Annotated in this window: 12 protein-coding genes and 1 pseudogene; 1 reads left to right on the top strand and 12 read right to left on the bottom strand. The window is 73.3% G+C overall.

The features are described from left to right. Positions 1-3: 3 nt before the first annotated feature. Positions 4-981 carry an FAD binding domain-containing protein gene (locus D7318_RS00065; RefSeq protein WP_120694723.1) on the bottom strand — a complete coding sequence of 326 codons (978 nt, stop codon included), beginning with the start codon at positions 979-981 and terminating at the stop codon, positions 4-6. Further along, entirely contained in the window at positions 981-1,595 is a 615-nt protein-coding gene (locus D7318_RS00060; protein ID WP_120694722.1) for a (2Fe-2S)-binding protein, read from the bottom strand. The genes D7318_RS00065 and D7318_RS00060 overlap by 1 nt, the downstream gene beginning before the upstream one ends. A 264-nt stretch (positions 1,596-1,859) precedes the next feature. Here D7318_RS00060 and D7318_RS00055 point away from each other — a divergent pair, with 264 nt between their 5' ends. Continuing rightward, a complete protein-coding gene (locus D7318_RS00055; protein ID WP_120694721.1) occupies positions 1,860-2,699 on the top strand; it encodes a helix-turn-helix transcriptional regulator in 840 nt (279 codons plus the stop codon). A 10-nt stretch (positions 2,700-2,709) separates the two neighbouring features. Here D7318_RS00055 and atzF read toward each other — a convergent pair whose 3' ends face one another. From atzF to D7318_RS33590, 10 genes and pseudogenes are all read right to left on the bottom strand, one after another. Next, a complete protein-coding gene (gene atzF, locus D7318_RS00050; RefSeq protein WP_120694720.1) occupies positions 2,710-4,410 on the bottom strand; it encodes an allophanate hydrolase in 1,701 nt (566 codons plus the stop codon). Between the two features lie 29 nt (positions 4,411-4,439). Then, the gene (locus tag D7318_RS00045; RefSeq protein WP_120694719.1) at positions 4,440-5,225 is read right to left on the bottom strand and encodes a DeoR/GlpR family DNA-binding transcription regulator; all 786 of its coding nucleotides are present in this window, start codon (positions 5,223-5,225) and stop codon (positions 4,440-4,442) included. Positions 5,226-5,287: 62 nt separating this feature from the next. Beyond that, positions 5,288-6,739 (bottom strand): amidase, encoded by a 1,452-nt coding sequence (locus D7318_RS00040; protein WP_183091253.1) that lies wholly within the window; start codon positions 6,737-6,739, stop codon positions 5,288-5,290. Then, positions 6,736-8,823 (bottom strand): amidase family protein, encoded by a 2,088-nt coding sequence (locus D7318_RS00035; RefSeq protein WP_120694717.1) that lies wholly within the window; start codon positions 8,821-8,823, stop codon positions 6,736-6,738. The genes D7318_RS00040 and D7318_RS00035 overlap by 4 nt, the downstream gene beginning before the upstream one ends. A gap of 95 nt (positions 8,824-8,918) precedes the next feature. After that, complete coding sequence (locus D7318_RS00030; protein ID WP_120694716.1) at positions 8,919-9,947, bottom strand: substrate-binding domain-containing protein; 1,029 nt, start codon at positions 9,945-9,947, stop codon at positions 8,919-8,921. A gap of 115 nt (positions 9,948-10,062) precedes the next feature. Continuing rightward, positions 10,063-11,094: an ABC transporter permease gene (locus tag D7318_RS00025; protein ID WP_120694715.1), complete on the bottom strand. Its 1,032-nt coding sequence runs from the start codon at positions 11,092-11,094 to the stop codon at positions 10,063-10,065. A 2-nt stretch (positions 11,095-11,096) separates the two neighbouring features. Further along, positions 11,097-11,834 (bottom strand): ATP-binding cassette domain-containing protein, encoded by a 738-nt coding sequence (locus tag D7318_RS00020; protein WP_120694714.1) that lies wholly within the window; start codon positions 11,832-11,834, stop codon positions 11,097-11,099. Between the two features lie 4 nt (positions 11,835-11,838). Beyond that, positions 11,839-13,173, bottom strand: a complete 1,335-nt coding sequence (locus tag D7318_RS00015) for an aspartate aminotransferase family protein (protein WP_220729450.1) — start codon at positions 13,171-13,173, stop codon at positions 11,839-11,841. Next, the gene (locus D7318_RS00010; RefSeq protein WP_183091254.1) at positions 13,170-14,162 is read right to left on the bottom strand and encodes a phosphotransferase enzyme family protein; all 993 of its coding nucleotides are present in this window, start codon (positions 14,160-14,162) and stop codon (positions 13,170-13,172) included. Before D7318_RS00010 ends, D7318_RS00015 begins: the two co-directional genes overlap by 4 nt. 461 nt (positions 14,163-14,623) lie before the next feature. Next, a pseudogene (locus D7318_RS33590) lies at positions 14,624-15,022 on the bottom strand (NF041680 family putative transposase); the annotation flags it as partial.

Below are 15,022 nucleotides of genomic sequence, written 5' to 3'. Positions count from 1 at the left end.
GGGTCACGCCTGCTCCTGAAGGGCGGTCAGGGCGCGCACCAGCGTGCGGCGCAGCAGCGCGGGCTTGAACTCGTTGTGCTCAAGCGTGCTGGCGCCGTCCGCGGCGCGGCGGACGGCCGACTCGTAGGTGTCGGCGGTGGCGGGCTTGCCCGCCAGGGCTCGTTCGACCGAGGTCAGCCGCCATGGCCTGGTCCCCATCCCGCCGACGGCGATCCTGGCCTGCTTGATGGTGCGGCCGCGCGTCTCGAGCGCGACGGCCGCGGAGGAGAGGGCGAACTCGTAGGACTGCCGGTCGCGGATCTTGAGGTAGGTGGAGTGCGCCGCCCACGCCGAGCGGGGCACGGTGACGCCGGTGACGAGCTCGCCGGGGCGCAGGACGTTCTCGACCTCGGGTGTGCCGCCGGGGAGCGTGTAGAACGTCTCGAGCGGCACGGCGCGGTCGCCCCGCCCCGAGGTCAGACGCACCTCGGCGCCGAGCGCCACCAGCGCGACGGCCAGGTCGCTGGCGTGGGTCGCCACGCAGGCGTCGCTGGTGCCCAGGATCGCGTGCATGCGGTTGAAGCCGGTCAGCGCCGAGCAGCCGCTGCCGGGCTCCCGCTTGTTGCAGGGGGTCGAGACGTCGCGGAAGTAGCCGCAGCGGGTGCGTTGCAGCAGGTTGCCGCCGATGCTGGCCATGTTGCGCAGCTGGCCCGAGGCGCTCAGCTCGAGTGCCTGGGCGATCACCGGGTAGTGGCGGCGCACGGTGTCGTCGGCGGCGACGTCGCTCATCCGCTCGAGCGCGCCGATGTGCAGCCCGTCGCGGTCGTGCCTGATGCCGCCGAGCGGGAGCCGGTTGATGTCCACGACGTGCTCGGGGGACATCACCTCGAGCTTCATCAGATCGACCAGGGTCGTGCCGCCCGCCAGGAAGGCGGTGCCCTCTCCGGCGTTCGCGAGGGCCTGGCGCACGGAGCGCGCCCGGGCGAAGGTGTAGGGCCTCATCAGCGCATCGCCTCCCGCGCGTCCTTGATCGCGCTCACGATCGACGGATAGGCGCTGCACCGGCAGATGTTGCCCGACATGCCCTCGCGGATCTCGTCGTCGGAGCCCGCGTGGCCCTCATCGACCATGGCGACGGCCGACATGATCTGCCCCGGGGTGCAGAAGCCGCACTGGAAGCCGTCGTGCTCGATGAACGCCTCCTGCATCGGATGGAGCCGGTCGCCGTCGGCGAGGCCCTCGATCGTGGTGACCGCCCGGTCGTCGGTCGTGGCCGCGAGGGTCAGGCAGGACAGCACGCGGCGCCCGTCGACGTGCACGGTGCACGCCCCGCACTGGCCGCGGTCGCAGCCCTTCTTCGTGCCGGTGAGCTCCAGCTTGTCGCGGAGCGTGTCGAGCAGGGTGGCCCGCGGGTCGACCCGCATCGTGACGGGATCGCCGTTGACCGCGACCCGTACCGTCACGAGTTCGTCGGCCTCCGCGGCAGCGGCGGGTGTGGCGTCCGCCGCGGTCACCACCAGCGGCGCGGCCGCCGCGGCGGCGACGACGCCTCCGCCGAGGAAGCCTCGCCGGGACACACCCGATCCGCTGTGGCCCGCGTCATCATCTGGATTCATCGCATCTCCCGGGTTGGGCACCGGATGGGACAGCGCCGGGACCGTCGGTGCGGTCGCCCGGCTGGTCCCAGGCTCGCCAAGGGTTTCGACGGCTGCCAGGGCCTACCGATCCGAGGCTGGGCGATCCCGGCTCCACCCACGACGGCCGCGCGGCGTCGTCCGGGGCCGCTCGATCCGACGGTCGGGAAAGGGAGGATCGGCGGGCCGTGGCTGCCGCGACGAGCGGGCGGTAGAAAGAACGCGACGACGAGGAAGGGAGCCACGGTGATCGATCGGACCGGCCTTGCGGAGTTCCTGCGGCGCCGCCGGGAGTCGCTGCTCCCCGAGGACGTCGGCCTCCCACGCGGGCAGCGCCGCAGGACCGATGGGCTGCGGCGGGAGGAGGTGGCCGCGCTGTGTCACATGTCGACCGACTACTACGCGCGCCTCGAGCGGGAGCGCGGGCCCCGCCCTTCCGAGCGGATGATCGCCTCCATGGCGCAGGGGCTCCACCTCTCGCTCGACGAGCGCGACCACCTGTACCGGCTGGCCGGGCACAACCCGCCCGCGCGGGGCACGGTCAGCGAGCACATCAGCCCGGGACTGCTGCGGGTGCTCGACCGGCTCGGCGACACGCCCGCCGAGATCATCACCGAGCTCGGCGAGACGCTGCGCCAGACCCCGATGTGCGTCGCGCTCACCGGCGAAACGGCCAGCCTGACGGGACCGGCCCGCAGCATCGTCTTCCGGTGGTTCACCGACCCCGCCACGCGGCATCGCTACGCGCCCGAGGACCACCCGCTCCTCTCCCGCGTGTTCGCCTCGGGCCTGCGCGAGGTGGCCACCCTGCGCGGTCCCGGCTCCCGCGCGGCGCACCTCGTCGATCTGCTGCTCGCTCGGAGCGAGGCGTTCAGGACGGCGTGGGACGAGCACGAGGTCGGCGTCCGCCCCCACGAGGTGAAGCACTTCGTGCACCCCGAGGTCGGCGGGCTCGAGCTGAACTGCCAGGCGCTGGTCGATCCCGACCAGTCCCACGCGTTGCTCGTCTACACCGCGATTCCCGGCAGCGAGAGCCACGAGAAGCTGCGGCTGCTGTCCGTCATCGGGGCGCAGGCGCTGCGCTGACGGCGGAACGTCAGCGGGCCCCTTCGCGGTGGCGGCGCCAGCCGCCGACGTGGGTGATGTCCCGCGCGCCGTCGAGCGCGCCCGGCTCGCAGCCGAATCCGACGACCGTCTCCCCGGTGGAGAGGGTCACGGGGCCGAGCGTCATGGGCGGGGGCAGCGCGCCGAGGAACGTGCCGAGGGCGGAGGGGGAGATCGCCCAGAGCTCTCCCGCGATCGCGGATCCCCCGGCGCCCACCCTGACGAGTCCCGGCTTCGGGGGCGCGGTGTCGAGCGCGTAGAGCCTGTACGCGTCGGCCGTCACGACGTCCTGGACGAACCTCGCCCCGAGCGCGACGAGTTCGCCGTTGAGCGGCTGGCCGCGCAGGTGCGCGCCGAAGACGGCGAGGCGGGGCCACGCGTCGGCCCAGGGCTCGGCGGGGACGCCGAGGAACCTGGCGGCGGCGTCGACCGCGAGCTGGTCGTCGAAGGCGTCGGCGATGAACGTGACGCCGAACTCGCCGTCGTCCGTCGACGCTGCGGGGACGGAGACCGCGGACATGTCGAGCAGGTTGACGAAGTTGGTGAACGTCCCCATCCGCGCGTTGAGCGCCACCGGGTCAGCCCGCACGGCGGCGATCGTCGGGTGCGCGGGCGCCGTGGGCACCACGAGGCACTCGCACCCGGCGAGCAGCTCGCGGGCGCGCACCGCGGCGCGGTCAAGCTCCGCCCGGTCGCGGACGTACTCCCAGCCCGCGACGTCGCGGGCGCCGCGCACGATGCCCGCGACCGTCGGATCGAGGCCTGTGGCGGCGTCGCCCGACGCGCGGGTGACGCGTTCGCCCGCGGCGTGGAACCGGCCCGCGACGATCGCGCCCTCGTAGAGGAGCTTCGCCGCGGCCAGCAGCGGCGCGATCGCGACGGGGCGGAGGTCGGCGTGCTCGGCGAGCCGGTCTGTGGCGTCCCGCCAGGCCGCGCGCGCGAACGGCTCGAGCGAGGCGAGGTCGTCGTCGGCCGGTACGCCGAGCACGGGGCGGGGCGCGCCCGCGAGCCTGACGTCGGCGGGCCAGGCGCGGGAGAGGGGATCGGCGGCGTCGGGCCCCGTCATGGTGCGCGCCGCGCGGACCGCGGCGGGCAGGTCGCGGGCGAACACCGTGATCGTGTCGTACGGGTGGCAGGCGGGCATCATGCCCGCGGCGGGGACGAGCCCAAGGGTGGGCTTGACGCCGACGATGCCGTTGAGCGCGGCGGGCACGCGACCCGAGCCCGCGGTGTCCGTGCCGAGCGCGATGTCGACCACGCCGAGCGCCACCGCGACCGCCGAGCCCGAGCTCGACCCGCCGGAGATCCGCTCGGGGTGCCGCGCGTTGCGCACCGCCCCGTAGGGGCTGCGGGTGCCGACGAGGCCGGTGGCGAACTGGTCGAGATTGGTCTTGCCGATCACCACCGCGCCCGCCGCGCGCAGGCGCGCCACGGCGGTGGCGTCGGCGTCGGCCGGGGGGACGGCGGAGGGGAACGCGCCGGTCGTGGCCAGGCCCGCGACGTCGATGTTGTCCTTCACCGCGAGCACGACCCCGTGCAGCGGCAACGCCTCTCCCGCCGCCGCGCGGGCGTCGACGAGCCCGGCCTCCCGCTCGGCGTCCGCCAGGTCGCGTACGGAGATCCACACCTCGGGCCTGTCGACCTCGGCCAGCCGCTGATACGCGCGCCGCACGCGCTCGACGCTCGCTCCCATGCCGTCGCTCCCTCTCCTGGTGCCGGTGTTCACCGTGGGTCGAGCGCCCTGACGACGTCGATGCCCCGGCCTTCGAGGCCCGTCAGCGTCTCGTGCGCGCCGCGCGCGTCCGTCACCACGGTCGTGACCGCGTCGAGCGGGCCGACCGGGGAGAAGGACTGCGCGCCCAGGTGTCGGCTCTCGGCGAGCACGACGACGCGGTCGGCCGCGGCGACCATGGCGGCCTTGAGCCTGGCGTCGCTCTCGGTGTAGTCGGTCATCACATTGGTCTCGACGTTGATCCCGGCGACCCCGACGATCGCGATGTCCCAGCGGCGCTCGCGGAAGAACTGCTCGGCCGCCGAGCCGTGCAGGCTCAGCTCGGCGGGCTTGAGGTCGCCGCCCGGCACGATGACCCGGATGTCGGGGTCCTGCCCGAGCACTTCGAGCACCTGCACGCTGGTCGGGGCGGCGAGCACCTGGAGGTGGCGCCGCCGCATCTCGAGCGCGATGTAGTACGCCTTGGTGCCGAAGTCGATGGCGACGTTGGCGCCGCGCGGGATGAGGTCGACCACCGCGCTCGCGATGGCCTTCTTGCCCTCGACGTTGGCGTTGAGCCGCATCGCGAACGGCGGCTCGAAGCTCCGCCCGGCGTTCAGCACCGCTCCGCCGTAGACGCGGCGCACGATGCCCTCGGCGTCGAGGTGCTCGATGTCGCGGCGGATCGTCAGCTCCGTCACCTCGAGCTCCTGGCTCAGCGCGGCGGTCTCGACCCTGCCGTGCTGTTCGAGCAGCTCGATGATGCGTTGCAGCCGTCGTTGGCGCTTGCCTGCCAAGGACGTTCACCTCTCTCGGGCGGTCGTGGTGCGGGGGCGTTCATGGTTGCGTCGTGCACACCCTACGGAGTCATCGGGCGTTCGTTTCCCGGGAGTTCGGGGTGCACGTCGCTGACGCCGAGGATCGTCTCGAGCTGCTCGCCGATCGCGAGGAGCTCGGTGTCGCGGCCGTGGCGGCCGACGATCTGGAGGCCGACGGGCAGCCCGTCCGAGAAGCCCGCGGGCAGGGCGAGCACGGGGTGCTGCGTCATCACGAGCAGGCACGCGAGCCGCTGCCAGAGGAAGTAGCGGTCGAACGTCGTGTCCCCGATCCGCGCGACCCACGTGGCGTCGGCGGGCGGCGCCACCACGGGGGCGCCGGGGCAGACGAAGCCGTCGACGTCGGCGAGCAGCTCGGTGAACGCGGCGAACAGGCGGTAGCGGCGGTCCTCGGCCTCGATGAGCTCGGTCGTGGAGAAGGCGCTCGCCTCGCCGACGTTGCGCACGAAGTCGTCGCGGTACTTCTCGGGATGGTCGATCGGGTCGCGCCCGAGCAGCGCGAACCAGCCCGTCAGCTCGATGACCTCCCAGGCCCGGCCGACGCCGGTGAAGTCGATGTCGGTGCGGGTGTCGATGTCGACGATCTCGACGCCCGCCGACTCGAGCCGGGCGCGGGTGTCGGCGAACACCGCGCGGACCTCGTCCGAGATGGGGAGCCCGCCCAGGTCGGGGCTCCAGGCCAGGCGCAGCGGCGCGGTACGTGGCGCGCCCAGCTCCTCGGTCGGCGCGCCACCGACCGAGAGCGGGGCGAGCGGGTCCTCGCCGGTCATGCCGGACAGCAGGAGCGCGGCGTCGCGGCATGTGCGCGCGACGGGGCCGTTGACCGAGTGCGGCGACCATGACCCTCCCCCGGCGACCGCGGGCACGAGGCCGGGGGTGGTGCGGAGCCCGACGACGTTGCAGAACGACGCGGGGTAGCGCAGGCTGCCGCCGGAGTCGGAGCCGTCGCAGAACGGCAGCATCCCGGCCGCGACGGCGGCGGTGCCGCCGGTCGATCCCCCGGCGTGCCGCGTGAGGTCGAAGGGGTTGCGCGTGATGCCGAAGACGTCGTTCCACGTCACCGTGCCGACGCCGAACTCGGGGGCGTTGGTCTTGCCGATGAGCAGGGCGCCCGCGGCGCGCAGCTTCGCCACGTGCGGGGCGTCGCTCGGCATCGGGCCGCGGTCGGCGAACGCGCGGGAGCCGCGCGAGGTCGGCATCCCGGCGACGTCGACGAGGTCCTTGATCGCGATCGGCAGGCCGTGCAGCGGGCCGAGCGGCCTCCCGGAGTCGCGGGCCAGGTCGGCCTCGGCGGCGAGCGCCAGGCACTCCTCGCGCGGCAGCCGGAACACCATGACGTTGACGGCGTCGTCGGTCGCGTCCATCCGGTCGAGGAACGCGGTCATGACCTCGACCGCGCTGAGCTCGCCCGACGCGATGGCGTCGCGCAGGCGCGTGGCGGTCCACCAGTGGATCGGCGTCGCGGTGGTGGTCATGCGGTTCTCCTCGTCTGCGCGTCGGCGCGGCTGTTCGGGGGCGGCGGGGGCGGCGGAGGCGTCGGGGGCGGCTCGGCGGTCGGCCATCTGAAGGGCGCCTCGGCGAGGGCGGCGGCCGCCATGAGCCCGTCGGACGCGCGCGTGCCGGCGAGCACGAGGACGGACGCGTCGCCGTGCGCCCGGCGCAGCGCCGGGTCCAGGGTGATCTCGACCGGGTCGTCGGGGCGCGCCTCGACCCGGTGGCCCGCGACCTCGAGCAACGCCGACGCGACGCCGCCTCGCACGGTCGCGGTGACGCCGACGGCGCCGCCTGGCGCGATCTCGGCGCGGGCGTCGACGGCGAGCGGCGCGGGGTCCGCGCGGCGCCCCCGGGCGCCCGACCGGTACAGCCCGTGCGGTGGGACCTCGGGCAGCGGGGCGGCGGGGCGCGGCGGGAGGGCGCGTTCGACCGCCGCCGCCCAGCGCAGCAGGTCGGCGTCGGTGTAGGCGGGCCCGCACAGGGTGAGCCCCACGGGCATGCCGAGGTCGGCGGTGCGGCCCATGGGCACCGTCACGCTGGGCAGCCCTACGCGGCGCATCACATGGTTCATGTGCGAGAACACGGCGCCGTCGGCCCAGGCGAGGCGCGCCGAGTCGGGATTGGTCTCGGCGTCCCAAGGGCCGATGTCCGCGTTGGCGGGGAACGCCAGCACATCGAGGCGGGCCTCGGCCAGCCACGCGTCGAAGAGCCGCTCCCGCGCGGCGACGAGCCCCCGCAGCGCCGGTGCGGCGCGCGCGATCGCCTCGGCCATCGACGGCGGCTCGGCGCGGAGGATCGCGGCGAAGTCGAAGACGTCGCGCCCCGGGTGCGACCGCCCGCCCGCGATCGCGTCGATCGCGTAGGGCACGTCGGGCCTGACGCCGGTGGGCGCGATGTCGCGCAGCGCGACGGCGCCGCCGCAGTGGTCGTCGAGGAACGCGGTCCAGGCCGCGGTCATGAGCGGGCCCAGCTCGTAGGCGGTCCAGTCACCGGGGAGGTAGCCGCTGGTCACCAGGTCGGGGGCGCGCGCCGAGCGGGACTCGTATGCCTCGACCAGGGGAAAGGGCACCCGCACGACCGTCGCTCCCGCGTCGGCGATGGCGCGTTCGGCGTCGTCCCAGAGCGCGCGGATCGAGGGTCGCAACGGGATCGGGGCGACGTCGTCGTAGCCCTCCCCCACATAGAGCCGCGGCACGCCCACGCGCAGCCCGCGCAGGTCGCTCCCGGTGGCGGAACCGGCGGCCAGGGCGGCGATGTCGGCGGCGACGCGGGCGGCGGGGGACACGTCGATCGCGGTCTGGCGTTGCCACACGTCGCGGTCGTCGGGGCCCGCGATCACCGCGAGCACATCGAGGAGGTCGGCGACGTCGAGCGTGTGCGGCACGACGACGTCGCGGAACGGGTGCAGCGGCCAGTTGCCCGCGCCGGGGACGACGCCCCAGGAGGGCGTGTAGGCGACGAGCGCGTTGTTGGACGCCGGGGACCGCCCCGACGACACCGTCTCCTCGCCGATGCCGAACGAGCAGAAGCCCGCGGCGACCGAGACCGCGGAGCCTATCGACGACCCGGAGTGCCAGGCCGCGGCGAGGAAGTCGGGGTTGTACGGGCTGCGCGTGCGGCCGTACAGACCGGCCTGCCCGCCGCCGATCGCCATGGGCGGCATGTTCGTCCTGCCGATGAGCAGCGCGCCCGCCGCCCTGAGGCGCTCCACGACCACGGCGTCGCGTTCGGCGCGGAGACCGGCGAAGGCCGGGGACCCGGCCGCCACGGTGAGGCCGCGCACGGCGAAGCTGTCCTTGACGGCGAACGGCACGCCGTGCAGGGGGCCGCGGACGCGGCCGTCGGCGCGCTCCGCGTCGCGCCGCGCGGCCTCGCCGTGGACGGCCGGGTCGAGCACGGGCATCGCGCGGAGCCGTGGGCCGCCGCGGTCGAGTGCGGCGACGCGGCGCAGCGCGTGGTGGGCGAGCGCGAGCGAGCTCGACCCGCCCGAGGCGAGCAGTCGGCGCGCGGCGGCGACGGGGATCGTCGAGGCGTCCTTCCGCTCCGCGGTGGCATCGGCGTTCATGGCGGTACGTGGTGCTCCGGGGTCGAGGGCGGGGTCGGGGTGGGTCGGCCGCGGCCCCGGCGGCGGCTGCCCGCCGCCGGGGCCAGGGCCGTGGGTCAGCCGCAGTCGGCGGTGTAGAGGTAGGAGGCCATCTCGTCGCTGTCGACGTTGTCGGCGGTGACGAGCGCCCAGGGCGAGAACTCGGTCTTCTCGGTGATGCTCTCGGCCTCGACCTCGCCCGTGAGGATGCGCGAGATGAGCGTCATCGCGTCGAAGCCCATGGTGTAGGGGCTCTGGGCGACGAGCGCGTCGTAGTCGCCGCCGCGCAGCTCCTCGACCTGCGAGGACGACGTGTCGTAGCCGATGTGCACGATGTCGTCGCCCGAGGCGGTGCGGATGCCGTTGGCGGCTCCCGTTCCCGCGCCGATGTTCGTCGAGAACACGAGCGACAGGTCGGGGTTCGCCGCCAGGGAGGACGAGACGACCTGCGACGCCTCGGCGGAGTCGCCGCCGACGTACTGGAACTCCAGCACCTCGAGGCCGGTCTCCTCCTGGATCGCGTCGCGGAAGCCCTCGGCGCGTGCGGTCTGGATGGCGTTGCCGGGGGCGTCGGTGACGACGAGCGCCGTGCCCGAGGCCACGCCGAAGTCCTCGACCGCCTGGACGGCGGCGTCGTACGACGACTGGTAGCTGTCGGTGCGGATGCTCTGCGTGTAGGCGTCGTCGGAGAGGAACGAGTCCGGCATCACGAGGGGCTTGCCCGCGCCGGTGAAGGAGCTCATCGTCTGGTTGAAGGCCGTGTTGTCCCACACCGTGAGCAGCATGCCGTCCGGGTCGGTGGCGAGCACCGACTGGAGCACCTGCATCTCCTCCTCGACCGAAGTGCCGGGCGTGCCCTGGATGTTCAGCGTCACGCCCTGTTCGTCGGCCGCGTCCTGCGCGCCGCAGTACATCGCGCCGTAGAACTCGCCGGTGCTCTCGGGGGTGACCATGGCGACCGTGAAGTCCCCTTCGCCACCGCCCTCGTCGCCGCCAGAACCCGTGGCGGGGTCGCTGGTCGAGCATCCGGCGAGCAGGGTCGTCGTGGCGACGGCCACGCCGACCCAGAGCATCCGCCCCGTGCGGGCCCGCATGCTGTGCTTCATGTCTTCTCCTTGTGCTGGTTCATGGGGAGGGCGTGGCCGTGCGGGAGGTCGTTGCCGTGGGGGGCGTTGCCGTGGGGGCGTGGGGGCCTTGGGGGGGTGGGGGCCTCGGCGGGTGTCACCCGCCGCCCTTGGCGCTCCTGCGCGCGCCGGGGTCGAGGCTGACGGCGATCAGGAGCATCGTTCCGATCGCGATCGTCTGGTAGAAGGGCGAGAGGTTGATGATCACCAGGCCGGACTGGAGGATGATCGCCAGGAACGCGCCGACGATCGCCCCGAGGAAGCTGATGCGCCCGCCGGTCAGTGCGGTGCCGCCGATGAGCGCCGCGGCGATGGCCGCCATCGAGTCGTTGAGGTGCCCCGAGATGTTCGTCGTCGAGTACCTGGCGAGGTCGATGTAGCCCGCGAGGCCCGCGAGCGCCGAGGACAGCACGAAGATCGCGATCGTGTGGCGCAGCGTCGAGATGCCGACGCGGCGGGCGGCGAGCGGGTTCGAGCCCATCGCGAGGGTGTGGGTGCCCCACGACGAGAACCGGTAGAACGCCCAGATGACCGCGATCGCGATGAGGCTCACGATCATCGGCATGGGGAGCGGGCCCATGGTGACCGCGCCGAAGGAGGTCTGGAGCTCGCTCGGCATCCCGGTGAGGTTGACGCCTTCGGTGATCACCTGGGCGGCGCCGGTGCCGATCGAGAGCATGCCGAGCGTCGCGACCAGCGCGTTGACGCCGACCACGCCGACGAGCACGCCGTTGACCGCCCCGATGACCGCGCCCGCTCCCACGCTGATCAGCGCGCCGAGCAGGAGCACCGCGGGCATCGGCAGGCTCTCCTGCGTCGAGATCATGACGTTGCCCGCGAGCACCGAGGTGAGGATGACGGCGGCGCCCTGGGAGATGTCGATGTGCCCCGCCGACATGAGCACGGCCTGGCCGACCGCGAGCAGCAGGACCTGTGACGCGGTGAGCGCCATGCCGCGGACGTTGGCCTCGCTGAGGAACGCGCCGCCCGGCGAGAGCGCCTGGAAGATCGCGATCACGAGGATCTCGACGGCGATGATCTGGAGCGCCCGGTTGGAGAGCACCGAGGTCAGCCCGTGGGGCGTGGCCATGCCCCGGGTGCGTCCGACGACGGTCGTGGTTTCTGACATGGTCACTCCTCGCCCACCATGACGGTGACGACGTCGGAGACGGACAGGCCGTCGGGGGGAACGTCCTTGGCGACGGTGCCGTGACGGAGGATCACGATCCGGTCCGCCAGCTCGAGCACGCTGGGGATGTCGTGGGAGACGAGGACGACGCCGAGGCCGTGGTCGGCCGCCTTCCTGATCGAGTCGAGCACGATGCCGACCTGTTTGGGGCCGAGCGCGGCCGTCGGCTCGTCGAGCAGGATGAGGCGCTCCGCCCACTTCATGGCCCGCGCGACCGCGAGTACCTGGCGCTGGCCTCCTGACAGGCTCGCCACGGGGAGCCGCACGTCACGCAGGGTGGATATGCCGAGCCGTTCGATCGCGGCCCTGGCCTCGCCGCGCATCCTGGCCCGGTCCAGCACGCGGAACGGGCCGAAGCCGCGGGCCAACTCGTTGCCCAGGAAGAGATTCTCGGCGAGGCTCAGGTGTGGCGCGAGCGCCAGGTCCTGGTAGACGACGCCCACGCCGAGGCGCTTGGCGTCGGCGAGCGACGTCAGCGGCTCGCCCCTGACGGCGACGACCCCGGTATCGGCGGCGTGCGATCCGCAGATGACATTCATCAGCGTCGACTTGCCCGCGCCGTTGTCGCCGAGCAGCGCGACGATCTCGCCCGCCCGCACCGTGAGGTTGACATCGCGCAGGGCGGTCACGGCGCCGAAGCGCTTCCCCACGTCGGAGATGGTGAGTACCTCGTCGACCATGGGCTCATCCCTCCTGGGCGAGTGTGTCGAGCACGGCCCGGTAGGCCGTGGTGAACGCGGTCGCGTCCTCGTGCGTGAACACCAGCGGCGGGCGCACCTTGAGCACCTGTCCCCACCGGCCGACGGCCGAGATGAGGACGTGGCGGTCGCGGAGCCCGTTGACGACGCGCCGGGCGATCTCGCGCGAGGGCTCGCCCTCGCGGTCCACCATCTCGACGCCGATGAACAGGCCGACGCCGCGGACGTCGGCGACATACGGGCTCGCGGCGCTCGCCTCGGCGATCGAACGCCGCAGCGCGGCGCCGACGTCGAGCGCGGCGCGCAGGAGGCCGCGCTCCTGCACCTCGTCGAGCACGGCCCCGGCCGCGGCGATGGAGGCGGGGTTGCCGCCGAACGTGTTGAAGTAGCGGTGCCCCGCGGCGTATCCGTCGGACAGCTCGGCGGGCAGCACGAGGCTGCCGATGGGCAGCCCGCCCGCGAGTGGCTTGCCCGATGTCACCATGTCGACCTGGTCCGTGTGGCGTTGGAAGCCCCACATCGCCTCGCCGATGCGCGCCATTCCGGGCTGGACCTCGTCGGCGATCACCAGGCCGCCCGCGGCGTGGACGGTGCCGAACGCCTCGGCGAGCATGCCGCGCGGCCCGGGGAAGATGCCGTCGGTCGACATGATCGTGTCGATCAGCAGCGCGGCGACGCCGAGGCCGCCCGCCCTGAGGTCGTCGATCGCCGCACGCACGGCCGCCGCGAACGCCGCGCCCGCGGCGTCCCCGTGTCTGAAGGTGTCGGGTGGGTCGACGATGCGCACGAACGGCGCGAGCGGCATGCCGGGGCCGTTCTCCGGCGAGACCCCGGCGAGCAGGCTCGTGGTGCCGTGGTACGCCATCCGCGTGACGATGACGCCCTCGTTGCCGGTGCGCCACTTGGCGATGGTGAGCGCGAGGTCGTTGGCCTCGGACCCGGAGTTGGTGAAGATGACATGGTCGAGGTGGGCCGGGTAGGTGGCGAGGAAGCGCTCGGCGAACTCGACGACGCCGTCCTGGAGATAGCGGGTGTGGGTGTTCATCCGCATGAGCTGCGCGTGCACGGCGTCGGCGACGCGCGGGTTGGCGTGGCCCACGGCGGGCACGTTGTTGTACGCGTCGAGGTACTCCACGCCGTCCGCGTCGACAAGGCGCGCCCCGCTGCCGCGCACGACGTGCACGGGCCTGTCGTAGAACAGGGGGTAGATGTCGCCGAGCGTCGCGCGCCTGCGCGCCAGGAGCGTTCGGTCGGCCTCGGACAGGGTGTGTGCGGCCCCCGGGTCGAACCGGTTGATCATCTGGCCTGATATCGGGGTCACGCGATCGTCCCCTCGGGCCCGAACGCGTCCCGACGTTGCTCACCGGCGACGCTCGCGAGCAGCCGCTCGGCGAGGTGGTCGTAACGGAGCGCGTACGCGGCCCGTTCGGGCGCGCGCCGCGCGGACTCGCGGCCGAGGAGGACCACGATCGCGAGGCGGCACCGCACGAGGGTGCGCAGGAGCGAGACCTCGAGGGCGCTCAGCCCGCACAGGAGCGCGGCCCGTTCGAGGTAGTGGCGCACGACCTGGTGGTCCGACGCGCCGCCGGCGAGCGCGAGATAGCAGGCCGCGACCGCCACGTCGTAGACGCGGGGGGCCAGGACGGCGTCGCCGAAGTCGATGATCCCCGACACCGTGCCGTCGTCCGCCACGAGGACGTTGGAGAGGTTGACGTCGGCGTGGATGACCTGGGTCGGCAGGTCGCCGCGCACCGGCAGGACGCGTGCGCGGTAGTCGTCGATCACCGCGCGCAGGACGTCGGCCGTGCCGGTGGGCGCGTGGGCGTCGACGAGCGGCTCGTACTCCACGACGGAGTCGAGCGACCAGGCGTTGACGTCGGGGACGCCGAGCGCGGCCGCGTCGGCGTCGGCGAGGGCGTTCATGACCGCGGCCTGGTGCCGGGCGAGCGCCGCAGCCAGGTCCTCGGTGAGCGTGACCTCTTCGAGGGGGCGGCCCGGGCAGAGCGTCGTCACAAAGGCGGTGCCGTCGGCGCTGAGCGCGGCGCCCGTGGTGGCGCTGGTGAGGAGGCGCGGCAGCGGAAGGCTGGCGTCGCGGGCCGCGAGGGCCAGCAGCCCCGCCTGCATGCGGGGCGCGTCGCTGCCGCGCGGCGACCGCTTGACCACGAGGCCGCCGCGCCGGGTCGCGACCAGCCACGTGCGGTCGACCTCGGACGCGGTGGGCGTCACCCCGAGGACGTCGTGCACGCCGTACTCGGCCAGCAACTCCTCGACGGCGTCGCGGGCCGATGCCGGATCGGCGACCTGCTGCATGTCACAAGCTCCTTGGTCTCGCCCGAGCTGAAGTGATCGCAACATTAGCTTTTTCTGATAGAACCAATCAGTCTGAGCCCTTCTTTTTTACAGTTGCGAAACAGACTTGGAACGGGCGGCGGACTCGGGGGGCCGCCGCCGCGCACGGCGATGGCGACGAGGGTGAGGAGCCGGGCGGCTACGACGACGGCCACGGAGGGTCCGGTGGCTCTTGCCGTCTGCCGCGGTGTCCGGCGTGGTGGGGCGCGGGTCACCGATGGGCACCTACGGGAGGGGGGCGCCGGGTGACCGGCCGTCCCGGTAAACGGTCTCCGTAGTTGACGGCCGTTGTGCCGGTGGTCTGCTGAGGCAGCGCGCACCCTTCGGGCCCGCCCTGGCCGCCCGAAGCGTTTTCAAGCCTGGCGTCCGACGAGCTTGCGCAGCAGGCCGGTTGCTTATCCGCCGCTTAGCTTGTTCTTTATCTACCAAGATCGGCAAGGTCTGCCGATGGCCTTGAGGGTCTCAGGTCGTTTGACGGTTTTGCCAACGTCGTAGCGGGGTGCGGGACGGCGGTTCTTGGTTCCGGGCGGCCGCCCGGGACCGGCGCCGCGGGGTTGGGGAACACGGGCCGGGCAGAGCAGGTGGGCTCGGATGTTCCTGAACCCCCGGCGGACCCGGGCCGGGGTGAGGCGTTCGGGCTTGGTCGGCTTCTCCCAGGGCCGACGGAGGTCGGCGGCCAGCGGCCGGGCGAGGCGGAGCTGGGTATGGGCGACGACCACGAGCCAGGTCCATCGGTCCGCGGCCTCGGGAGTACGGACCTTCGGGGTGGTCCAGCCGAGAATCTGCTTTCCGAACCTGAAGGTGTGCTCAAGATCGAATCT

Source organism: Streptomyces radicis (assembly GCF_003626575.1).
Lineage (GTDB): Bacteria > Actinomycetota > Actinomycetes > Streptomycetales > Streptomycetaceae > Streptomyces > Streptomyces radicis.
Note: the sequence above shows the minus strand (reverse complement) of the source record. Positions and strands in the feature narration are given on the sequence as shown.

Excerpts from the sequence above, each read along its gene's own strand:
- D7318_RS00060 (WP_120694722.1), bottom strand. The coding sequence starts at position 1,595 with ATGAATCCAGATGATGACGCGGGCCACAGCGGATCGGGTGTGTCCCGG.
- D7318_RS00065 (WP_120694723.1), bottom strand. The coding sequence starts at position 981 with ATGAGGCCCTACACCTTCGCCCGGGCGCGCTCCGTGCGCCAGGCCCTC.
- D7318_RS00020 (WP_120694714.1), bottom strand. The coding sequence starts at position 11,834 with ATGGTCGACGAGGTACTCACCATCTCCGACGTGGGGAAGCGCTTCGGC.
- D7318_RS00010 (WP_183091254.1), bottom strand. The coding sequence starts at position 14,162 with ATGCAGCAGGTCGCCGATCCGGCATCGGCCCGCGACGCCGTCGAGGAG.
- D7318_RS00040 (WP_183091253.1), bottom strand. The coding sequence starts at position 6,739 with ATGACCACCACCGCGACGCCGATCCACTGGTGGACCGCCACGCGCCTG.
- D7318_RS00030 (WP_120694716.1), bottom strand. The coding sequence starts at position 9,947 with ATGAAGCACAGCATGCGGGCCCGCACGGGGCGGATGCTCTGGGTCGGC.
- D7318_RS00025 (WP_120694715.1), bottom strand. The coding sequence starts at position 11,094 with ATGTCAGAAACCACGACCGTCGTCGGACGCACCCGGGGCATGGCCACG.
- D7318_RS00035 (WP_120694717.1), bottom strand. The coding sequence starts at position 8,823 with ATGAACGCCGATGCCACCGCGGAGCGGAAGGACGCCTCGACGATCCCC.
- atzF (WP_120694720.1), bottom strand. The coding sequence starts at position 4,410 with ATGGGAGCGAGCGTCGAGCGCGTGCGGCGCGCGTATCAGCGGCTGGCC.